18 protein-coding genes and 1 pseudogene are annotated in these 21,965 nt (G+C 71.4%); 8 read left to right on the forward strand and 11 right to left on the reverse strand.

Annotated features, from left to right (window positions below; genetic code table 11):
• Positions 1-50 precede the first annotated feature (50 nt).
• A pseudogene (locus ACFVYF_RS23875) lies at positions 51-1,491 on the reverse strand (NAD-dependent succinate-semialdehyde dehydrogenase).
• Between the two features lie 67 nt (positions 1,492-1,558).
• On the reverse strand, positions 1,559-2,818 hold the full coding sequence (locus ACFVYF_RS23880; RefSeq protein ID WP_389458357.1) for an aspartate aminotransferase family protein: 1,260 nt from the start codon (positions 2,816-2,818) through the stop codon (positions 1,559-1,561).
• A gap of 238 nt (positions 2,819-3,056) precedes the next feature.
• Between ACFVYF_RS23880 and ACFVYF_RS23885 the strand changes: the two genes are divergently transcribed.
• The 5 genes from ACFVYF_RS23885 to ACFVYF_RS23905 all read left to right on the forward strand — a co-directional run bounded on the left by ACFVYF_RS23885 (position 3,057) and on the right by ACFVYF_RS23905 (position 8,979).
• Entirely contained in the window at positions 3,057-4,730 is a 1,674-nt protein-coding gene (locus tag ACFVYF_RS23885) for a PucR family transcriptional regulator (RefSeq protein ID WP_389458359.1), read from the forward strand.
• 131 nt (positions 4,731-4,861) lie between these two features.
• On the forward strand, positions 4,862-5,776 hold the full coding sequence (locus ACFVYF_RS23890; protein ID WP_389458361.1) for an SDR family oxidoreductase: 915 nt from the start codon (positions 4,862-4,864) through the stop codon (positions 5,774-5,776).
• 213 nt (positions 5,777-5,989) lie between these two features.
• Complete coding sequence (locus tag ACFVYF_RS23895; protein WP_389458363.1) at positions 5,990-7,279, forward strand: MFS transporter; 1,290 nt, start codon at positions 5,990-5,992, stop codon at positions 7,277-7,279.
• Between the two features lie 656 nt (positions 7,280-7,935).
• Positions 7,936-8,631 carry a L,D-transpeptidase family protein gene (locus ACFVYF_RS23900; RefSeq protein ID WP_389458365.1) on the forward strand — a complete coding sequence of 232 codons (696 nt, stop codon included), beginning with the start codon at positions 7,936-7,938 and terminating at the stop codon, positions 8,629-8,631.
• 162 nt (positions 8,632-8,793) lie between these two features.
• Positions 8,794-8,979, forward strand: coding sequence for a hypothetical protein (locus ACFVYF_RS23905; protein ID WP_389458367.1), 186 nt, complete (start codon positions 8,794-8,796; stop codon positions 8,977-8,979).
• Positions 8,980-9,138: 159 nt separating this feature from the next.
• On the opposite strand, the gene ACFVYF_RS23910 is transcribed toward ACFVYF_RS23905, so the two are convergent.
• From ACFVYF_RS23910 to ACFVYF_RS23920, 3 genes are all read right to left on the reverse strand, one after another.
• A complete protein-coding gene (locus tag ACFVYF_RS23910) occupies positions 9,139-10,503 on the reverse strand; it encodes a S1 family peptidase (RefSeq protein WP_389458369.1) in 1,365 nt (454 codons plus the stop codon).
• A 91-nt stretch (positions 10,504-10,594) separates the two neighbouring features.
• Positions 10,595-11,119, reverse strand: a complete 525-nt coding sequence (locus ACFVYF_RS23915; protein WP_389458371.1) for a GNAT family N-acetyltransferase — start codon at positions 11,117-11,119, stop codon at positions 10,595-10,597.
• A 49-nt stretch (positions 11,120-11,168) separates the two neighbouring features.
• A complete protein-coding gene (locus ACFVYF_RS23920) occupies positions 11,169-11,999 on the reverse strand; it encodes an SAM-dependent methyltransferase (protein ID WP_389458374.1) in 831 nt (276 codons plus the stop codon).
• 343 nt (positions 12,000-12,342) lie between these two features.
• Here ACFVYF_RS23920 and ACFVYF_RS23925 point away from each other — a divergent pair, with 343 nt between their 5' ends.
• Both ACFVYF_RS23925 and ACFVYF_RS23930 read left to right on the forward strand, forming a co-directional pair.
• A complete protein-coding gene (locus ACFVYF_RS23925) occupies positions 12,343-12,969 on the forward strand; it encodes an HAD family acid phosphatase (protein ID WP_389458376.1) in 627 nt (208 codons plus the stop codon).
• A 52-nt stretch (positions 12,970-13,021) separates the two neighbouring features.
• The gene (locus ACFVYF_RS23930; RefSeq protein WP_389458378.1) at positions 13,022-13,408 is read left to right on the forward strand and encodes a PPOX class F420-dependent oxidoreductase; all 387 of its coding nucleotides are present in this window, start codon (positions 13,022-13,024) and stop codon (positions 13,406-13,408) included.
• Positions 13,409-13,461: 53 nt separating this feature from the next.
• On the opposite strand, the gene ACFVYF_RS23935 is transcribed toward ACFVYF_RS23930, so the two are convergent.
• Positions 13,462-15,507 carry a SpoIIE family protein phosphatase gene (locus ACFVYF_RS23935; RefSeq protein WP_389458380.1) on the reverse strand — a complete coding sequence of 682 codons (2,046 nt, stop codon included), beginning with the start codon at positions 15,505-15,507 and terminating at the stop codon, positions 13,462-13,464.
• Between the two features lie 456 nt (positions 15,508-15,963).
• Here ACFVYF_RS23935 and ACFVYF_RS23940 point away from each other — a divergent pair, with 456 nt between their 5' ends.
• Entirely contained in the window at positions 15,964-16,716 is a 753-nt protein-coding gene (locus ACFVYF_RS23940) for a response regulator transcription factor (RefSeq protein ID WP_389458382.1), read from the forward strand.
• A gap of 22 nt (positions 16,717-16,738) precedes the next feature.
• Here ACFVYF_RS23940 and ACFVYF_RS23945 read toward each other — a convergent pair whose 3' ends face one another.
• The 5 genes from ACFVYF_RS23945 to ACFVYF_RS23965 all read right to left on the reverse strand — a co-directional run bounded on the left by ACFVYF_RS23945 (position 16,739) and on the right by ACFVYF_RS23965 (position 21,957).
• On the reverse strand, positions 16,739-17,812 hold the full coding sequence (locus ACFVYF_RS23945) for a prolyl oligopeptidase family serine peptidase (RefSeq protein WP_389458384.1): 1,074 nt from the start codon (positions 17,810-17,812) through the stop codon (positions 16,739-16,741).
• Positions 17,813-17,858: 46 nt separating this feature from the next.
• Positions 17,859-18,734, reverse strand: a complete 876-nt coding sequence (locus tag ACFVYF_RS23950; RefSeq protein ID WP_389458386.1) for an amidohydrolase family protein — start codon at positions 18,732-18,734, stop codon at positions 17,859-17,861.
• A 25-nt stretch (positions 18,735-18,759) separates the two neighbouring features.
• Entirely contained in the window at positions 18,760-19,557 is a 798-nt protein-coding gene (locus tag ACFVYF_RS23955; RefSeq protein ID WP_389458388.1) for an HpcH/HpaI aldolase/citrate lyase family protein, read from the reverse strand.
• A gap of 19 nt (positions 19,558-19,576) precedes the next feature.
• Positions 19,577-20,782 (reverse strand): DUF5624 domain-containing protein, encoded by a 1,206-nt coding sequence (locus tag ACFVYF_RS23960; RefSeq protein WP_389458390.1) that lies wholly within the window; start codon positions 20,780-20,782, stop codon positions 19,577-19,579.
• Between the two features lie 74 nt (positions 20,783-20,856).
• A complete protein-coding gene (locus ACFVYF_RS23965) occupies positions 20,857-21,957 on the reverse strand; it encodes a hypothetical protein (RefSeq protein ID WP_389458392.1) in 1,101 nt (366 codons plus the stop codon).
• Positions 21,958-21,965: the final 8 nt, after the last annotated feature.

Genomic DNA, 21,965 nt, shown 5'->3' on the forward strand with positions numbered 1-21,965 from the left:
CCGGTCAGCAGGCCGGGCGGCCGTCGCCGCCACGAGGGCGGACGGATGCCTCAACGCACCGGCACCGCAAGGTACTTGTACTCCAGGAACTCATCGATCCCGACCCGGCCGCCCTCCCGTCCGAGCCCGGACTGCTTGACGCCGCCGAACGGCGCCGCGGGGTTGGAGACCAGCCCGGTGTTGACCCCGACCATGCCCACCTCCAGCCGCTCGCTGACGCGCAGGGCACGGTCAAGGCCCTCGGTGAAGACATAGCCGACCAGGCCCCACGGGGTGTCGTTGGCCCGGCGCACGGCCTCGTCCTCCTCGTCGAAGACCAGGATGGCGGCCACCGGGCCGAAGATCTCCGTCTCCATCAGACGGCTGCCGGGATCCACCTCCGCCAGCACCGTCGGCGGATAGAAGTGCCCCGGACCGTCCGGCGCGGTGCCGCCGACCAGGACCCGGGCGCCCCGCCCCACGGCGTCGGCCACCAGGTCCGCGACCTTGGCGCGGCCCGCGTCGTCGATCAGCGGCCCGACGTCCACGCCCTGTGCGGTTCCCGGCCCGACGACCAGGGCTCCCATCCGCTCGGCGAGCCGCCGCCCGAAGTCCTGCGCCACCGAACGGTGGACGAAGAAACGGTTGGCGGCGGTGCAGGCCTCGCCCATGTTGCGCATCTTGGCCGTCATCGCCCCCTCGACGGCCGCGTCCAGATCGGCGTCGTCGAAGACCAGGAACGGCGCGTTGCCGCCCAGCTCCATCGAGGTGCGGACGACCGTGTCGGCGCACTGCGCGAGCAGCAGCCGCCCGACCTGCGTGGAGCCGGTGAACGACAGTTTGCGGATCCGCCCGCCGCGCAGCAGCGGCTCGACGACCTCACCGGCCCGGGAGGTGCTGACGACGTTCAGCACTCCGTCCGGCAGCCCCGCCTCCCGCAGGATCCCGGCCAGCGCGAGGCTCGACAGCGGGGTCTGCGGCGCCGGTTTGAGCACCATCGTGCAGCCCGCGGCGATCGCCGGGCCGATCTTGCGGGCGCCCATCGCCAGCGGGAAGTTCCAGGGGGTGACGAGCAGACACGGTCCGACCGGACGACGCATCAGCAGCATCCGGTTGCGGCCGTCCGGCAGGATGCCGAAACCGCCGTCGATGCGGACAGCCTCCTCCGAGAACCAGCGGAAGAACTCGGCCGCGTACGCCACTTCGCCCCCCCGCCTCCGCCAGCGGCTTGCCCATCTCCGACGTCATCAGCAGGGCCAGCTCTTCGGAGCGGGACACGACGAGCTCGTAGGCGCGGCGCAGGATCTCACTGCGTGCGCGGGGTGCCGTGCGCGCCCACTCGTCCTGTGCCTCGACGGCCGCGTCCTCGGCGAGACGGGCGTCCTTGGGGCCGGCGTCCGCGACCCGGCCGATGACCGCGCCGGTCGCCGGGTCCTCCACGGCGAAGGTGCCGCCGTCGAGTGCGTCCCGCCAACTGCCGCCGATGAACAGCTGCTTTGGTACGTCGTTCAGAATGCTCACGGGATCCTCCTGGCCGGTGGTCACGGCGTCCTCCTCGCCGGTCGGGGGCGGTCGTCCGTCATCGGGTTCCGGTCCCGGCTGCCACGGCGGCGGTCCAGGCCCGCAGCCCCTCGTCCACCGACGTCTCGTCGATCACCAGCGCGGGGATCATCCGCACCACCTGGTTCCAGGCCCCGCACAGCAGCAGGAGCAACCCCTCGTCCACGGCGGCCCGTTGGACGCGCGCGGCGGTCCCGGCATCGGGGGAGCCGTCCGGCGTGACGAATTCGGAGCCGAGCATGAGGCCCAGGCCCCGTACGTCCCCGACAGCCGGTGTCGTAGCGGCGACCGTCTCCAGTCCGGCCCGCAGCCGCGCACCCATCGCCTCGGCGTTCTCCACCAGCTTCTCGTCGCGTACGACATCGAGGGTGGCGCAGGCCGCGGCGCAGGCCACCGCGTTGGCGCCGTACGTACCGCCCTGCGAGCCCGGCCAGGCCTTGCGCATCAGCTCCTCGGAGGCGGCGATCCCGGACAGCGGGAAGCCGCTGGCCAGGCCCTTGGCGGTGACGAGGACGTCCGGTACGACTCCGAAGTGGTCGTGGCCCCAGAACCGCCCGGTGCGGCCGACGCCGGTCTGCACCTCGTCCAGGATCAGCAGGAAGCCGTGCCGGTCGGCGCGCTCGCGCAGGCCCTCCAGGAAGGCGCGCGTCGCGGGCACATACCCGCCCTCACCGAGCACCGGCTCGACGACGACCGCGGCCGTGTCGTCGGGCGAGGAGATCGTCCGGAGCGTGTAGTCCAGCTCCCGGAGGGCGAACCGGGTGGCCGTCTCCTCGTCCCAGCCGTAGCGGAAGGCGGTCGGGAACGGGGTGACGACCACTCCGCTCATCAGCGGCGAGAACCCCGAACGGAAGCGGGTGCCGGAGGTGGTCATCGAGGCGGCGGCGACGGTACGGCCGTGGAAACCGCCGTGGCACACCAGCACGTTGGGCCGTCCGGTCGCCTGCCGGGCCAGCCGCAGCGCCGACTCCACCGCCTCGCTGCCCGAGTTGGAGAAGAACAGACTGTCCAGGCCGGCCGGAAGTACCTCGCCGAGCTTCTCGACCAGCTGCCGCAGCGGCCGGTGCAGGACCGTCGTGTACTGACCGTGGATGAGTGTGCCCACCTGCTCCTGCGCGGCGGCCACCACCCGGGGGTGACAGTGCCCGGTGCTGGTGACGCCGATGCCGGCGGTGAAGTCGAGATAGCGGCGGCCGTCCTCGCCGTACAGATGGACGCCCTCGCCCCGGACCGCGACCACGGGGGTGGCCTGGCGGAGGTGCGGCGACAGTGCGGTCATGGTGGTCTCCCAGAGCTAGGGGGCCTCGGTCGTGGATCGCTTCCGCGCTTCGAGCATCTCCGCCGGGCCCTGCCGCGACCCCGCCCGATGTGTCCGCCCCGCCACCGGGGTTTGGACGGAGTGTCAACCGGCGCCGGCCGGGGCAGGCGTCGGTGGCGGGCCGGGCCCCGGCCCCGGCCCCGGGGATCGTGCGCAGGTCAGCGGGCGCTGTCACAGTGTCCGGAAGGCGGGAGGCACCGTGACCGAGGACCACTCGCCCCCGCACGCGCCCGCGGCCGGGAGTGCGGGGTCAGGCCGGCCGCTCACCGTCGCCGACGTGCTCGCCCTGCCCGTGCTGGCCGCGGGCCGGCCCCAGGTCGTCGCCGGTGCGGCACGGCTGGACCGGCCGGTCCGCTGGGTCCACATCACCGAACTGACGGATCCCGCCTCCTTCCTCAAGGGCGGCGAGCTGGTCCTCACCACGGGCATGCCGCTGCCGGAGGAGCCGGGACGGGTGCGCCGGTACGTCGACGAGCTCGCCGACATCGGGGCCGCCGCCCTGGTCATCGAACTCGTTCGGCGCTACCACCGGCCGCCCGAGGCCCTGGTCCGGGCCTGCCGCACCCGGGACCTGCCGCTCGTCACGCTCGCGCGGGACGTCAACTTCCTGGAGGTCACCCAGGTCGTCCACACGCTCGTCCTCGGCAACCAGACGGAGGCGACGCGCAGGACCCAGCGGATCCACGAGGCGTTCACCGCGCTGACACTGCGCGGCGCCGGCCCGGAGGACGTCGTGCGGGCGGCGGCGGAGATGAGCGGCCACACTGTCGTACTGGAGAACCTGGTGCACCGGGTGATGTTCTGCGAACCCTCCGGCGGCACCGTCGAGGACGCCCTCACCGACTGGGAGGAACGCTCCCGCGTGACCCCGGGCGGTGAGAGTACGGCGGTGCGCGGCCCCGGGGGATGGCTGCTCGCGCCCGTCGCCTTCCGGGGCGAACGCTGGGGCCGCGTCGTGATGCTCCCCGCGCCCGGCGCACGTCCCTTCGGCCCGGAGGACGTGACCGTGCTGGAGCGGACGGCGATGAGCCTGACCATCGCCCGCCTGGTGCACGCCACCACGTGGGAGCGCGGCGCGCATCGCGGGGCCCTGCGGGACATCGCCGGGCAAAGGCACCGCTCCGCCGGTGAGGCCCGGGCCCGCGCCGCCGCACTGGGCCTGCCGACCGAGGACTGCCGCTACCTGGCCGTCGTGGTGGACACCCGGAGCGAGGCGGACGGCGAGGCGGTGGAGGCGCTGCTGGCAAAGGAGCTGACGACGGCCCAGATCCCCGCGCTCACCGGGGAACTCTCGCCGGGGCGCGTCGCCGGTCTGCTGGCCCTGCGCCCCGCCCAGGCGCCCTGGCGCACCGCCGTCGAGCGGCTCGCGCGTGCCGTGCTGCACGTCTGTCCGCACGCTGTCCTGAGCGTCGGCTGCGAGGTCGCCGAACTGCCTGAAGCGGCCCGCTCGTTCCGTGAGGCGGCCCGGGTGGCGGAGGCGGTCCTGCCCGCGCCGGCCACTGCGGCCACCGCCGGCAACCAGCGGGCCGCCCCGGAGAAGTCCTTCCACGAGCTCGCCGACATCGGTCTGCGTCAGCTGCTGTACGCCCTGCGCGGGGACACCCGGATCCAGGACTACGCGGAACGCACGCTCGGCCGCATCGCCGACCACGACAGCCGGCATCACACCGACCTGCTCACCACGCTCCGCCACTATCTGGACGCCGCCGGAAACAAGACGGTCGCCGCGCGGCGCGGCGAGCTGTCACGCCAGACGCTCTACCAGCGACTGCGCTCCGTCGAACGGCTCCTCGGCTGCGACCTCGAATCCGGCGAGCGGCGCAGCGAACTCCACGTGGCGCTCATGGCGTACGACGTGCTCCGGCTGCCCTGAGCCGCGCCGCTCGGGACAAGTCGTCCGAGAAAGGCGACAGAAGGTGTCCGGCTTTCACGACACCCTCGTCGTGACGCCGGTACGGGCGAGGCGTCCGTCAAGGTGGCAGTCACGGACATGGGAGGCCTGGCATGGCAGGGGCGCTGGAAGGCAGGATCGCGCTGGTCGCGGGGGCGACCCGGGGCGCGGGACGCGGCATCGCCGTAGAACTGGGCGCGGCCGGCGCCGTCGTCTACGTGACGGGACGCAGTACGCGCGAACGGCGGTCGGAGTACGACCGGACAGAGACCATCGAGGACACGGCGGACCTGGTGACCGCGGCCGGCGGCCGGGGGATCGCCGTACCCACCGATCATCTCGTGCCCTCCGAGGTCCGTGCGCTCGTGGACCGCATCGCGGACGAACAGGGCCGGCTCGACATCCTGGTCAACGACATCTGGGGCGGTGAACGGCTCTTCGAGTGGGACACCCCGGTCTGGGAGCACGACCTCGACAACGGTCTGCGGCTGCTGCGGCTCGGCGTCGAGACCCACGCGATCACCAGCCATCACGCGCTCCCGCTGCTGCTGCGCCACCCCGGGGGACTGGTCGTCGAGATGACGGACGGCACCGCCGAGTACAACCGGGCCAACTATCGCGTCTCCTTCTTCTACGACCTCGCCAAGTCGTCCGTCCTGCGCATGGCGTACGCCCTCGGCCGCGAACTCGGACCGCGCGGTGCCACCGCCGTCGCCCTCACACCCGGCTGGCTGCGCTCCGAGATGATGCTGGAGAACTTCGGCGTGACCGAGGACAACTGGCGTGACGCCCTGGAACGTGTCCCGCACTTCGCCATCTCCGAGACCCCGTTCTACGTGGGCCGCGCCGTGGCCGCCCTGGCCGCCGACCCCGAACGCGCCCGCTGGAACGGCGAGTCCCTCTCCAGCGGCGGCCTGGCCCGCACCTACGGTTTCACCGACCGCGACGGCAGCCGGCCCGACGCCTGGCGCTACCTGGTCGAGGTCCAGGACCCCGGCAAGCCGGCGGACACGAGCGGCTATCGCTGAGACGACGGCCGCTGCCCGCGCTGCCCGTGCTGCCCGTGCTGCCCGTGCGCACGCGGTGTTCGATCGCACGCAGGCGGCAGACCTCTGACACGGTAGTAGCCCTTAAAGGTCCCTGTAGTTCTTTTCACTTGTGCTGCGGAGTCGGTGTCGGGCACCGTTCACGGATACAGGCCGCCGCACCGGACGCGGGCGCCTCCACCGGACGAACGGGCCATGCAGACCGACTCCCCTTGGCGGACAGCCGACTTCCGCACCCTGTTCGCGGCGACCACGCTCAGCCAGCTGGGCACCAACATCAGCTATGTCGCCGTACCCCTGATCGCCGTGGCCGCGCTCGACGCGAACCCCGGACAGGTCGGCGCGCTGGCCACGTTGAGCACCCTCGCCTTCCTGCTCATCGGGCTGCCCGCCGGCGCGTGGGTCGACCGGATGCGTCACCGGCGGGTGCTGATCGTGGCGGACCTGGCCCGCGCGGTCCTGTTCGCCTCGGTGCCGATCGCCTGGTGGCTGGACGCGCTCAGCCTCGGCCAGTTGTACGCGGTGGTCCTGCTGAACGGCTGCGCCACCGTCTTCTTCGACATCGGCTCGCAGAGCGCGCTGCCCCAACTGGTCGGCCGTCAGGCCCTGGTGCGGGCGAACGCGGCTCTGGTGAGCCTGATGGCGGTGAGCAACGTGGCGGGGCGCGGCGCGGGCGGTGGCCTTGTCCAGCTGCTCACCGCACCGGTGGCCGTGCTCTGCACGGCGGTCACCTATCTGGCCTCGGCCGTGCAACTGACCTTCGTACGCGGCTCGGTCACCCCTCCGCCACGGCCTTCCGTACGTCTCGGCGTCCAGATAGCCGAGGGTCTGCGGCACGTCTTCGGCAACAGGGAGCTCCGGGCCCTGGCGCTCACGGCCGCCCTCAACAACCTGGGCTCCCAGATCATCAACACCATGCTTCCGGTGCTCTTCTACCGCGAACTCGGCCTGCCCGCAGGGGTGCTGGGCCTGTACTGGGCGGCAGGCGGCGTCGGCCTGCTGCTCGGCGCCCGCTGCGCCCGTCCCCTCGCCACGCGTTTCGGCTACGGCCGGACCCTGGGCCTCTTCGGCCTCTGCATCGCTCCGGCCGGCCTGCTGGTGCCCCTGGTCGGCAACGGCCCCTGGTTCTGGATCGCCGCCACCGGCTGGGTGCTGGCCATGTTCAAGACGGGCATGGACAACGTCCTCGGTGTGACCCTACGCCAGCGGATGACGCCCGACGCGCTCCTCGGCCGCATGAACGCCACCTTCCGCTTCGTCCTCACCGGCGCGCTCGCCCTCGGCGCCGCCATCTCCGGCCTGACCGGCCAACTCGCCGGAGTCCACGCCACCCTGTGGCTCGGCGGAGCCTTCCTCGCCACCGCCTTCCTGCCCGTGTTCCTCTCCCCGGTCCGCACGCGTCGCACCCTGCCCGAGCAACAGGCCCAGGCCCCGGCCGTGGATCCGGCGACGCGGAGCAGCCGGCTGTCACGGCGCCGGCGTTGACGGCTGACGACTACCACCTGATCTGGTCAGCACCCGCCCCTACGACGACCTGCTGCGCGACCCCCCGGCTTCGACGCCTCCACAAGTCCACGGCAACGTCGACCACGGCGACGGTGAGGAGCGAACCGTCACCTTCCAGCTCTGGCACTGGCACGACGACGGCGCGCACCACGACTTGGAGCACTTCCAGCTCCTTCCCGCAGGCGGAGAGTGGCGTGTCCGGGTCCGCCGGACCACCTCCTGGGCACTCGGCCGGGACCGGCCGGCCGACTTCACAGCCGAGGCCGGGTTTGTCGGCCCGGAGTGGCGGACGCCACAGCAGACGAGCTTTTTCCAGCAGCTGCTCGTGGCCCGCGCCGGTGTGTGACTCCACCTCTCGGCGTGGGACGGCAGGTGTCAGCCGGGGTCCCGGCGTCGTCCCCGGCCGGGTACGCCGGTCACCGCCCCCCGGAACGAGTTCCGTCCGTTTCGCCCCCTGTTACGGTGCCAGGGCAGGATCTCCCACTGGTCGCCCCCGGCCGAAGACCCCGTGGGCCCCCTCAGCGACAAGGGATGTCACCGTTTCGTCGCAGTGTGGCGGGCGCTACAACCGATGCATCCGGCGGCCGGTCTAGCAGGCAGAGATCCAAGCACCGTACAAGGGGAAGGGCCCGATCATGGGGGACATACGCAGACGGGGAGCCGTCGCACTCGGCGTCGCCGGACTGGTGGCACCGCTCACACTCGCGCTGGGCGCGGCACCGGCCCAGGCCGCGAGCTGTACGACACAGACCGGCCCGTATCAGAAGCAGGTGGAGAAGTTCCTCGGCCGCCCGGTCGACGGCCGGCAGTCCGCCGCCGACTGCAAGGCCACCAAGGCCTTCCAGACCAAGCACGGCATCACCCCGAACATCGGGTACGCGGGATCCGTCACCTGGGGCGTGATGGATCTCATGAACAAGCAGAAGGCCGTCGGGAACAACCCCAACAAGGACGGCAAGTGCCCGGTCAACAAGGGCCGTATCGCCTGCGTCAACCTCACGCTGCAGCTCAGCTGGATCCAGGACGGCAGCACGCTCGTCTACGGTCCGGTGCCGGTCCGCACCGGGCGCGACGGCTACGAGACCCGCACCGGCCTGAAGCAGATCTACTGGCGTGACATCGACCACGTCTCGAACATCTACAACGTGCCGATGCCGTACAGCCAGTTCTTCGACGGGGGCCAGGCCTTCCACTCGGTGGGCCTCAGCATGTGGAACCCGCCCGGCTCGCACGGCTGCGTCAACATGACCACCGCCACCGCGAAGAAGTACTGGTCGCTGCTGAAGAACGGCGACGACGTGTTCGTGTACGGCCGCAAGCCGGGCACCTGACCTGCGGCGCCAACCCGCCCCCTCGTTCGGTGACCCCGGTCACGTATGCGACCGGCGGGAGGATCTCAGATCCGCTCACGGGCGAACAGGCGTGATCAGCTTCACGGTCCGGATTGCCCGTAGACGCGTCATTACTCACATCGTCTTCACGCCAGGCGCCGTATGCTTCACATCATGTCCACCACTCCTGAAACCTCCTCGGCGCGCTCTGCCGCCGAGGTCAACGAGGAGATCCGGGCTCTCTGGTTCCGGACGGGCGGGACGCTGACCATGGACGAGCGGCGGGAATACCAGCGGCTCGTCCTGGAATGGGCGGCGGCCTCCCCGCGCCCCACGCAGGCCGCGTGAGGGCGTCTCCACCGAGACGGCCTGACACTCCACCATCCGCCATCGCGGCGACGACCTTTCACGGTCGCCGCCGCGGGCCCGGCCACCGCGCGGCGAACGCCCGGCCGCCCGCCCCGCGAGGCGGAGCAATCCCAACGCCGGATCAACCCCAACTCCGGATCAACCCCAACTCTGTGAATAGTGGCGCCGGTAGCGGCTGCGTTCCTGCTCCGTCCGGATGTAGCGGGTCGCGACCAGCGCGATGATGCTTCCTGCGATGACCAGCAGACCCGGGCCGACGTTCTGCGGATTCGTCAGCCGGGAGACGAGCGTGCCGGATCCGTCGGCGGTGTCGACGGGCTCGACGGCGCCAGGTTGCGCGGAGCCCGGCGCGGCGGCGCCCTGCGAGGCCGACGGGTCGGCCGCGGCCTGGCCACCCGCACTGGCCGCGGCCTGCGGCAGTCCGGCCAGCCGCACGCCCAGCTCGTTCATCGCCTTGATCACCGGCTGGAAGAACGTCGTACCGCCCGCCGCGCAGTCGCCGTTGCCGCCGGACGTCACCCCGAGAGCCACGCCGTCCGAGAACAACGGGCCACCGCTGTCACCCGGTTCGGCGCACACGGTGGTCTCGATGAGTCCGGTGACCGTGCCCTCGGGGTAGTTGACCGTCGCGTTGAGCGCGGTCACCTTGCCGTCGTGGAGCCCGCTGGTGCTGCCGCTGCGGAAGACCCGCTGACCGACGACCGCGTCGGCGGCTCCGTTGATCCGCACTCCCTTGCCGTCGCCGACCGCGACGACATTGCTGCCCGCGTCCGGCTGGCCGTTGGTGTACTGCACGAGTGAGAAGTCACTGCCCGGGAACGAATCGGTGATCGTCCGGCCCACCTGTTGGGCGCCCCCGCTGTCCGCGAACCAGACGGAGCCGGCCGGGCCGCAGTGCCCGGCCGTGAGGATGAACTGGCTCTGTCCGTTGGTCACGTTGAAGCCCGCCGAACAGCGCCCGCCGGTCGAGAAGATGGGCTGCGCGCCGTTCAGCCGTGTGGTGAACGTGCCCTCGGTCCGCTCCATGCGTACGGAGCCGCCGAGGCCGTCGGCGAGCTTCGTCATCCGGGACCAGTCGGAGGTGGAGACGGTGCTGTCGCCCCGCACCACCACCTCGTTGTGCGCGTAGTCGACGGCCCAGGAGGTGCCCGCGACCCGGGGCGCCGAACTCAGGCTCTCCGTCGCGGACTTGAGCTCCTGCATGCTGTGGTCGACGACCTTGGGACGGGCCCCCGCCTTCTCGACCTCGGCCGCCGTGTCCGCGTCCGTCACCGCGACGACCGGCCGTCCGTCCGTGCCGATCCAACTGCCCGCCGTGCGGGACGTACCGAGGCGGGTGACCAGGCCGGCGGCGGCCTGCGCGGAGGTTCCGGAGGTGGCACGCGCGGGTCCTGACGGTTCGTCGGCCATGGCCTGGGTGACCATCAGCCCTCCCCAGAGGAGTCCGCCGACGGCCGCGAGTCGCGCCCCCCGTTGGACGATCCGTCGTCGTGCGTGCCTCATCGATGGCTCCCGAAGCCGGACTGCGCGGCGTCACCGCCGCCGGGCACCGGTCGAGCGCCCTCCTCTCATACGTGCGTCCACGCCCCGGTGTTCACCACTCGGCGTCGATGTACCCGAGCGTCCGGTTCATCGCGATGGCACTCGCGTTGGCGGGATGGTGGAAGGTGCGTACCGTGCGCACCCCGCACAGCCCGGCGAAGCCCATCCCGAACGTCTTCATCGCCACGGAGACGCCCCGGCCACGGAACGAGGCCCGTACCCCCGTCATCTCGTTGAAGACGAACCCGGACGACCGGTGGTCGGAGGTGACGGCCAGCCCGATCCAGGTGCCGCCGTCCAGCGCCAGCACGACCCCGCGCGGATCGTAGGCCGGCACCTCGAACCGCAGCCGGTGGTACTCCTCGTACGGGTAGAACTCCCCGCGCTCCGGGATGTCCGCCGAGCACTCCTTGTTGAGCTCGTAGAGGGCTCGGCGGTGCTCCGGGGTGTCGCCCTCGTCGGCGAGGGTCGTGAGCCGGATCCCGGACGTGCGGCATCGGTCGACGTACGGCTGGAAGCGCTGCGCGTCGAACGCGTCCACGTCCAGCTGGAGTCTGACCCAGTCGACCGAGGTCATCGCTCTTCCTCCGATGCGGTGCCGCTCGGCCCGCTCTCCCCGGGGTGCATCAGGGCTTGCGCCCGACTCCGCCGAACATGGCCACCTCGTCCGGAGCGTCGCCGGACGTGTCCTCCGGGCGCCAGCGCGAGCAGGAGACCACGCCCGGTTCGAGGAGCTCGAGGCCGTCGAAGAAGCGGGCGACCGCCTCCGGGGTGCGCTGGGTCAGCTTCGGGGTGCCGTGCTCGTTCCAGAAGGCCACGGCGGCGTCCACGTCGGGCATCTCGGGGCTGGTGATGGTGTGCGAGAGAACCAGGTGGCTGCCGGAGGGGAGGGCCTCCAGAAGGCGGCGCACCAGGCCGTACGCCTCGTCGTCGTCACCGACGAAGATGACGACGCCGAGCAGCATCAGCCCGATCGGCTTGCTGAAGTCGAGAGTTTTGGCGGCGTGTTCGAGGATGGAGTCCACATTGCGCAGATCCTCGTCGAGGTAGTCGGTGGTGCCCTCCGGCGTGCTGGTCAGCAGCGCACGGGCGTGTGCCAGCACGAGCGGGTCGTTGTCGACGTAGACGATCCGTGCGTCCGGGGCGAGGCGCTGGGCGACCTCGTGGGTGTTGTCGGCGGTCGGCAGGCCCGTGCCGATGTCGAGGAACTGGCGGATCCCGCGGTCGGCCACCAGATGGTGCACGGCCCGCCCCAGGAACAGCCGGTCGGCCTGGGCGTAGTCACCGATTCCGGGGTGCAGCTGACGGATCTGGTCCCCGGCCGCGCGGTCCACCTCGTAGTTGTCCTTGCCGCCCAGCCAGTAGTTCCAGATCCGGGCCGTGTGCGGCTGCGTCGTGACGATGCGGCTGCGCACCGACTCGGAGGGGTGTTCCTCGGCTGCCTTGTTCTCGGTCACGGGGTCAACTCCTGGAGTTCCACGAAATTTGGTGTCAACGGGCAATCTAGACGGCGGAGTTGCCTTTTCCACCCCGGGGGCCGTATTCGGCGGGTGGAAAAGCGCCGGTACCGGCCGGTCCTCGGCAGGACGCGCCGCTGACACCGGCTGCCCGACGGCCGACTGCGGGGATCATCTCCCCGCGACCGCCCGACGGTCCACCGTGGCGTCGGTCTTCTCAAGGGACGAGAAGGCGCTACCAATCGGTAACCCGCAGGTCGCTTTCCCTCTACCCTTTGTCGTGAGCATGGCTTACGCGGCGTGGAGATCCTTCTCGCCGCACCGGGACGAGAAGGGGACAGGAATGACAGGACGCGGTGTGGGGCGCCGGATCGGCGCGGTCTCGATGGTCGTGGCGCTGGGTCTGGGCGGGACGGTCGCCGCCACGCAGACCGCGGCCGCGGCTCCGGCCGCGACGGCCGTGCAGGCTGCCGAGGTCGACTACGCAACGTGGCAGAGCGACGTGCAGACCGTCATCGACCAGGCGCTGCCCTACGTGCAGCAGCGCACCGCCGGCGCCGGCGGACAGAAGCTCGCGCTCGTCTTCGACATCGACAACACCACGCTGGAGACGGACTTCCACTCCTGGTACGAGCTGCCCACCCCCGCGGTCCAGGCCTCGCTGGCACTGGCGCGCTACGCCGATTCCCGTGGTGTCGCCGTCTTCTTCGTCACCGCCCGGCCGGGCATCATCGCGAGCGAGACCGAGTGGAACCTCAAGACCGTGGGATACCCGGTGACCGGCCTGTTCGTACGTGACCTGCCGGACCTGTTCGACGAGGTCAGCGCCTACAAGACCGGTGAGCGCGCGGCCATCGAGGCACAGGGCTACACGATCATCGCGAACGTCGGCAACAACGACTCGGACCTGGTCGGCGGTCACGCCGAGCGCACCTTCAAGCTGCCCGACTACGACGGCCAGTTGTCCTGAGCACCGGCGGCCGGCCCGTCGCCACGGCCGGTCGGCCGCCTAGACTCGAGGTATGGACGATTCCCCGCTGGACACACTCGCGGCAGGCAGATACCTGCTGATCACCAGCTACCGGAAGAACGGCAGGGGTGTCGCGACTCCGCTCTGGGTGATCCGCGACGGCGACGCGCTGGGCGTCTGGACGGGTACGGACACCGGCAAGGTGAAGCGGATCCGCAACCGCCCGGACGTCCAGGCCGGCCCCTGCGACATGCGCGGCCACCCGACCGGCGCCCAGCTCCCCGCCACGGCCGAGATCCTGGACGCGGCGGAGACCGCCCGCTACCGGAAGCTCATCGCCGGCAAGTACGGTCTCATCGGCCGGCTGACCCTTCTCGGCAGCCGGCTGCGCCGCGGCGAGAGCGGCACGGTCGGAATCCGTATCCGGCTCACCGCCTGACCCAGGGCGGGCGCCCGGCGCGGACACGCCCTGGTCCAGGCGGCACGGCGGGGTCAGTCGCGCCGGCGGACCAGCAGCAGGGCGACATCGTCGTCGGGTTCGGGGCGCAGCGCGGCGAGCAGCATGTCGCTCGTCGCCTCCAGCGGGCGTTGGGTGCCCTGGAGGAGCCGGGTGAGGGTCGCGAGTCCGGTGTCGATGGGATCGCTGCGGTTCTCCACCAGCCCGTCGGTGTACAGGGCGAGCAGCGAGCCCGGAGCCATCTCGTGCTCCATGGTCCCGAAGTCCACGCCGCCGACACCCAGCGGCACACCGCCCGGCACGTCGAGGAGTTCGGCACTGTTGTCGGGGCGGATCATGACCGGCGGCAGATGGCCGGCGCTGGACAGTTCACAGGTGCCCCGGCCCAGATCGCACACCGCGTAGACGCAGGTGGCGATCGTGTCGCCGAGGGATCCCGTGATGTCGTCGAGGTGGCGCAGCAACTCGGCGGGGGGCAGGTCGAGGCGGGCCAGTGCGCGGGTCGCCGTACTCAACTGCCCCATGACCGCGGCGGCTTGGACTCCCTTGCCCATCACGTCGCCGACGATCAGGCCGGTGCGGCCGGGACCCAGCGGGAGGACGTCGTACCAGTCCCCGCCGACCTCGCTCAGGGCCGGGAGATAGCGGGCGGCGATCTCCAGTCCCGCGTGCTCCGCGGGCGCGGCGGGCAGCAGGCTGCGCTGGAGGGTCAGGGCCGCGGTGCGCTCGCGTCCGTACAGCCGGGCGTTGTCGACACAGATGGCCGCCCGCGCGGCGAGCTCCGAGGCGAGGATGCGGTCCTGTGCGTCGAAGGGCCGGGTGTTCACGGTGCGGTACAGGCTGAGGGTGCCGAGCACTTCCCCGCGGGCGACCAGCGGAACGGCCAGATACGAGTGGACGCCTGCCGTGTGCAGCGCCTGCGCGGCGTGCGAGTCCCTGGCGATGCGCCGCATCATCGCCGGGTTCACGTGCTCCACCAGGACCGGCCGTGCCTCGCGGACGCACTGGGTGATGATCCGCGACGAACTGTAGGTGGCCAGCTCTCCCACCGGGTCCGCGGCATGGATCGCGTCGGTGAGATACCCGGCCGCCACCGCGAGCGCCCGGAACTCGGCATGCTCGTCACCCGTGACCGCGGCGGTGGTGCCATGGCTGACGACGGTCTCCAGTACGTCGACGGCCGCCAGGTCGGCCAGGTGCGGTACCGCCACGTCGGCGAGCTCCCGGGCCGTCTGCTGAAGATCCAGCGTGGTCCCGATCCGCGCGCCCGCGTCCGCGATCATGGACAGGCGTTCGCGGGCCTGGGACACCTCGGTCGCCGCCTGCTGCCGTTCGGTGACGTCGATGACGGCCATCGCCAGGCCCAGAACCCGGCCCTCGGCGTCCTCGATGCGGTGGTACGACTCGGAGTACGCCCGGTCCTGGGTGTCCGCGGCCGTCCGGCCGATGGTCTGCTGATCTAGCAGCGGTCTGCCCGTGACCAGCACGTGCCGCAGCCGCGACTCGATCGCCTCGAAGTCCAGGTTCGGCAGCACCTCCCGGACACGGCGTCCGAGTATCTCCGCTTCGGTCAGGCCGTTGATCTGCTCCAGGGCCGGGTTGACGCTGACCCATTTGAGGTCGGTGTCGAACACACCGATCCCCACCGGCGTCTGGTGGACCAGGCTGTGCGACAGGGCGAGATCCCGCTCCACGCCGCGTACCGTCGTGGCGTCCGCGGCCAGGCCCAGCAGATGTATCTGCCCCTGGCTGTCGTGCAGACGCATGGTGCGGAACTCGACCGGGACTTCCGTGCCGTCCTTGTGCAGAAGCGGGAAGACGCCCGCCCAGCCCGCGCCCGAGCGCACCTGCTCGAAGAGCTGCCGGGACTTGTGCCGCTTCTCGGGTGACACCAGGAGCGAGTCGGCCCTGCGATTGAGGGCTTCGTCGGCCACATATCCGAGCAGTTGTTCGGCTTCGGGGCTCCAGAGGACGACGAGGCCGTCACCGTCCAGCACCACGGCCGCCACCTGCAGAAGATCGAGCAGTCCGCCCGGTGCCGCAGTGGCTCCGTCGCTCATTCCGGATGCGTACCCGTGCATTCCAGCCGCTCCTTCCGGCGCGCCTCCGGCACCGCCAGGGTCCGCTCCGCCGATCTTCGATTACCTACAGCATGACCGTCCGGGCCCCATCTGCACCACGTATACCCGCAGCCGCCTCGTACTTCTGTGCTGCCGGAGCCGATGGGGCGGCAGCGGAGGCGGTGGCCCGGGCGCACGCGCGGAGCGTCGGGCGCGAGAGCGGGATGTTCCCTGCCGGGAGGAATACGTCGTGCGGGCGACGGATACGGGCGCCTGCGCTCGCTCGGGCGCTCGTTTCGATCATAACCTCGGGGCATTCGTTCACGTTCTGCCGCCTAGTGATCCCTGTCGGTTCCCCCTCGCCGACCGGGAGCGGTGCGGCGTCGCTGGGGCGCGCGACCCCCGGGTCGTCCCACCGCCCTCCGCCCGCCGGCCTTAAGGGGAATCTCAGACGGAAGCGCTAATCCTTTGGGCACGATGACTGCCCACCGCCCGGACGCCGGGACCGCCGCCGCTTCGCCCGCCCGCATCGACGGCACCGCCGTACGGGTGCTCGTGGTCGACGACGAACCCCGTCTCACCGAGGTGCTCTGCGGTGTGCTCGTCCGTGAGGGCTTCGACGCGCGGCCCGCGACCGACCGGGCCTCGGCCGTCCGCGCCGCACGGCAGTTCCGCCCGGACGCGGTGTTGCTCGACGTCATGCTGCCGGACGGCGACGGCATCAGCGTCCTGCGCGATCTGCGGGCCGAACTCCCGCTGGTACGCGTCCTGTTCCTCACGGCCCGGGACACCGCCGACGACCGGATCGCGGGTCTGCGCTCGGGCCGCGACGACTACGTCGCCAAGCCGCTCAGCCTGGAGGAGGTCAGCACCCGGCTGCACGGGCTGCTGCGCACCTCCGGCACCGACCGCCGGGACGCGAACCGCGGGCGGCTGACCGTCGGCGACCTGATACTCGACGAGGACGCGCACGCCGTCGCCCGGGACGGACAGGCGATCGACCTGTCGCCCACCGAGTACGAGCTGCTGCTCCTGCTGATGCGTCACCCCCGGCGCGTCCTCAGCAAGAGCGTGATCCTGGAGTCGGTCTGGTCCCGCGACTACGGCCGGCACGCCCAGGTCGTCGAGCTGTACATCTCGTACCTGCGCAAGAAGGTGGACGTGGGCCGCGCCCCGATGATCCACACGGTGCGCGGCTGCGGCTACGTCCTCAAACCGGCCGTCGCGTGAGCCGTGCCGGCCCGCCCGCCCCCTACGGCGTCAGGCGGGAGCGCAGGAAGTCGATCAGAACGCTCATCACCTGCTGGGACGACCACGGCAGTACCGCCTCCTGATCGCCGAGGAAGGCCATGTCGCCGTGCCCCGCGCCCTGGATGACCCAGCGCGTGCTGTCGGCCCCGGCCGCGCGCAGCGCGTTGTGCAGGGTCAGCGTCTGACTCGGCGAGACGAGACGGTCGTCGGTGCCGTGGAACAGCAGGAACGGGGGAGTGGAGGCACTGACGTACGTGGCCGGGTCGGCGCGGGTCACGGCGTCGGGATCGTCCGCGAGGGCGCTGCCGCTGTCCCGGCCGCAGACGTACCAGGCGATGCTGTTGTCCGGGCCGCGGAAGAACTCCTGGGTCTCGTCGTCGAAGTCAGCCGCGATGGCGCCGAGATCGGCGGCACCGAACATGTCGACCACGGCGACCACCTCACTGCTCCGGTCGAGGTGGTCGCCGCGGTCGAACCGGGGGAGGCCGTTGGTCACGCCCACCATCGCGGCGAGATAGCCGCCGGCCGACTCTCCCCACACCGCGATCCGGTCGGCGTCGATCCCGTACTCGTCGGCGTGGGCGCGCAGATGACGGATCGCCGACTTCACATCCGAGACGCCATCGGTCCAGACGGCCCCCTGCAGCGTGGTGCGGTACTCGACACTGGCCACCGCGAAACCCGCCTCGGCCACGTTCCGGCGCCGCTCGTCCGGACTGTCCCTCGCCGCGACCAGGAACGCCCCACCGGGAACATGGACGACCACCGGCAGGGCGGTGTCCGCGGCCTTCGGCAGCAACAGGTCCAGTTTCAGGGCGAGGACGGTTCCGTCGGCGAGCGTGCGCTCGGCGAAGGTGATGCCACGCCGTTCGCCCAGCTCGACCCGGCCGTTCTCCATCTGGGCGATCGCGTCCACGTCGATCACGATGCTCGTGCCGGTGTCGGAGGGCGCGACGGTGCTCGCCACGCGGAACGGCGCCGGGCCCGTCAGCCCCGGCGCCGAGGGCAGCGCCGGCCCCTCCTCCGCGGGAAGCCGGCCTGCCTTCGGGGTCGGCCGGTCCTCGGACGTGCTCAACTCACTCACTCTCCCCGGGCTTTGCTGGTCGGTGGTCGGCCGACGGTCAGTCGGTGTAGAAGAGCCGGGCCGGCGAGTCGACCAGGATCTGGTGGCGGTCGGCCTCGTCCGGGGCCCAGTCGGCCAGCAGGTTCAGCAGTTCGCCGGTGTCCCGCCGGCCGTCGATCAGATGCGGCCAGTCCGAGCCCCACACCAGCCGGTCGGGCCGGGCCGCCACCAGCGCCCGGCCCAGGGGCTCGACGGTGGACAGCGGCCGGTCCTTGGCGATGCGGTACGGACCGGACAGTTTGATGTAGCAGCTTCCGCCGTCGAGCACCCGCACCAGACGGTCGAAGTCGGCCTGCGTCAGCCCGTCCGACTCCTTCATGTAGCCCATGTGGTCGATGACGAAGGTGTCCTCGAGGTCGCCGAGGAAGGGCAGCAGATCTCGTACGACGGTTCCCGGCGTGTAGAACTGGAGGTGCCAGCCGCGCGGCCGGGCCCGGTCCGCCATCCTGCGGACGTAGGCGATGATGTCGGCGGTCGGCCAGGACTCCCGGGCGAACAGGTCGAGACGGATCGCCCGCACCCCCAGCTCGTGGAAGGCGTCGAGTTCCCGGTCCGGGGTGTCCTCCTCGATGCGGACGACTCCTCGGCAGCGCGGCCCGATGTTCTTCAGGACGTCGGCCAGCAGGCTGTTGTCGGTGCCGTAGTAGGTGGGCTGCACGAGGACCACGCGCTCGATGCCGAGCCATTCGGTCATCCGCAGATACTGCTGGAGGCTGCCGTCGGGAAACGAGTACAGCGGGTCGGGCACGGACGCGTAGCCCGTCTCGAAGACATGGAAGTGCGTGTCGCAGCTGTTCGGCGGGACCCGGAAGCGGGGCAGCGTGTTGCTCTCGGCGACTCGCATGGGCAGCGGCTTGGGAAGTTCTCGGGACACTGGTCTTCCTGACTCTCGGAGGGGTCTACCGGTCGTGGGGGGCGAGCGCGCGCTCGGCGTGTGCCCGGGCGCCCTCGAACAGCAGTGCCGTGTCGGTGCCGGTGATACGCAGGGCGCACACGCCGAGCGGCACGAGCGAGTCGAGGAGCGCCCGGTCGCCGATGCCGCCGAGGACCATGAGCTTGCCGTGCTTGCGGCACGCGTCCGCCAGCGTCCGGACGGCCTCGCGGACGCGCGGGTCGTCGTACTGGCCCGGCACTCCCAGCTCCGCGGTGAAGTCGTTCGCACCCAGCGCGAGCATGTCCACGCCGTCGAGGGCGGCGATCGCCTCCGCGTTGGCGATGCCGGCCGGCGTCTCCAGCAGGATCTGCACGATCGTCGCGTCGTCGAGGGCCGGGTTCAACTCCCGTGCCGGCATGGGACGCAGGCCCAGCTGGGGCACCATGTTCGTCTGGGAGCGCTGCCCGCGCGGGGCGAAACGGCAGGCGCGGGCGACGTCGCGGGCCTGCTCGACCGTTTCGATGCGGGGCGCGATGATCCCGTGGGCGCCACCGTCGAGAACCCGGCCGATCATGCCGTATTCGCGCTCGGGGACGCGGACCAGTGCGGTGACCCCGAGGCTGTCGGCTGCGGCGCACAGCTGGGCGGCGACATCGGTGGACATGGTGGAGTGCTCGAGGTCGACCATGATGCCGTGGTGTCCGGTGGAGCGGGCGATGTGGACGACGTCCATGGTGCGGCTGGTGCGCACGGTCAGCATGAGGGTGGGTTCACCGGCGTGCAGCCGCTCCAGGAACCGGCGGGAATGCGGGAGTTGAGACATGGGGGGAGTCGCTTTCGGGTCAGGCCGCCGCGGAGACGGATCCGTAGGCGGGATAGGGCTCGTCGTCCAGGCCCGGGACGGTGACGGCAAGAGGGTCGTTGCCGTGGTCGATGAGCTGCTGGGCGGCGTAGTCGGTGACCGCGCCGGACAGCAGCTGACGCGGGTCCTCCATGACCAGGCGCAGCCGGGTGACGAGGGTGAACCAGTCCTTGGGTGAACGGATGCGCGGTTGCTCGGTGATGACCTCGTCGGCCCGGCTGACGGTCCGGGCCGCCCCCAGGTGGCCGGGACGGTCGTCCCCGGGGGAGAACGCCGGATAGCCCTCGAACATCGCCCCGCCGAGCTCCACCGTCACCCTGGTGCCGGCCCACAGCTGACGCAGGACCGGTTCGAGCGCGGCGACCTCCGTCAGGTCTCCGCCGACGGGAGTGGCGAACCCGGGGGCGTGCGGGGCGATGTAGAGGCGGTCCAGCGGCAGCGTGTGCCGGGAGGCGGCCAGCACCGTGCCGGCGACACCGTTCGTGCGCCAGGTCACGCCGGCGGTGGGGCGTCCGATCTGCCCGACGACGACCACCATGGTGCGGGCCCAGTCGATGCCCTGCCGGTCGCACCACGCGATGAGCCGGTGCGCGTTGTCCATCCCGACCAGGAAGAACGTGGCGACCATGATCCGGTTGAAGGACACCGGAAGCTCCGGGTGGCCGTCCTCGAGATACTCCTCGCGCAGCGTCCGGTGGCTGAGGCAGGACGGGTCGGCCAGGGCGCGTACGAGATGGCGCTCGGTGACCGCGCACGCGTAGTCGACCATCGTCGCGATGGCCTCCTCCCGCCCCCGGTGGGCGACGGCCGCGATCCGGTCACGCCACAGGGCGGTGCTGTTGGCCGCACGCGAACGCCGGACCTGGTGCAGCAGGTGCTCGGCGTCGGCCCGCCAGACTCCGCCCGGATCGTGCTGGTAGAGCTCGACGAGCGAGGCCAGCGCCGTGCCCAGGTGCGAGACGGCGGCCAGCTCCTTGAAGCCGCGATTGCTGAGCCGGTACGGCAGCACGGTCGGCGGTCGGCCGCTCCCGGGATACAGAGCCATGTCGGCGCCCGTCACCACCAGGAGGGGATCGTGCGCGTGCGCCCGGGCCGCCGCCGCGCGCAGGTGGGCGCCGATCGACTGGGGGCCCGCGGTGTACGCGGTGAACAGGTCGATGAGTTCGGGGCTCTCGTGCTCTGACATGGAGCTCTCTCTTTCACAAGGGCAGGGGCCGGCACGGCGGCGGGTGACGTGCGGTCCGGGCGAGCCGGCGGGCGTCAGTCCGTGAACCGGTAGACGCGGCTCTCCGCGGCGAAGCGCAGGTCCGCCGCGAGGGCGTTGGTCTGCACGATCAGCGGACCCGAGGCGCTGTCCAGCACGGCGACGTCGGTACCGCCGGTCGTGGCGAACTCCTCGACCACGTCCAGCCGTTCCCCGTCCCACCGGTAAACCTGCGACATCAGCGCGGCCGTCGGATCGGCCGGAGTACCGACGATGAAGTTGACCCGGATCAGATACAGCCCGCGGTCGGTGCGTACGACGGCGAGCTCCCGCGCGCCCGCCCCGGCGAGCTTCTGGTGCTCCACGAACCGCTCGCCCGCCGGGTCCCAGCGCAGCAGCTGCGATCCGTCGTCGATACAGGCCACCGCCAGATACGTACCGCCACCGCCGGGGTCGTCGAAGGTGGCGAACGCCCGGCCGCGCGCCGACGCGAGCTCCTGGTGCGCGACGAACCGCCCTCCGTCCCAGCGGTAGAGGACGCTGGGCCCGGCATGGTCGGCGTGCGCGAGCATCGTGTGGCCGCCCACGGTGAACGCGCGCCAGTTGTAAGCCCATTGCGAGGGGATGTCCTGGAAGTGCGTGAACCGCGTGCCGTCCCAGACGTAGATGACGGAGGGCCGGTTCAGGCCGGCTGTTTCCGGCACCGCGACGCCCTGCGCCAGCGCGAGGAAGTGCCGGCCGTCGACGGTGAAGTGCCGCCACTGCTTCGCGGCGAAGGCGTCGAACGCCTGGAAGGGCACGAACCGAGCCCCGTCCCATTCGTGCACCATGGACGCGACCGTGAAGTCGTAGGGTCCGGCGCCGCTGCGGATGCTGGCCACCGCGAGGAACGCCCGGTCCCCGATGGTGAAGAACTCGGCGTCCTCGCCGCCCGGCGCGGGCAGCGCCCCCCACGGCTCGAACCGGTCGCCTGACCGGCGCAGCAACAGCAGCTCGGTCTCGCTGTCGCCGCCGTTCATATGGGCGGGCTGCCCCGGGATGTCGTACGCCAGTTGGGGAATCGCGAGCAGCTCCAGGCCGCCCACCCGGATGGGTTGCGCGGCCCGGGCGCCGGAGGCCGGGAGGGTCTGGATCGGGGTCAGATGGGTGCTGGTCATGGCGGCCT

The sequence above is a fragment of the Streptomyces sp. NPDC058274 genome (assembly GCF_042881375.1).
Lineage (GTDB): Bacteria > Actinomycetota > Actinomycetes > Streptomycetales > Streptomycetaceae > Streptomyces.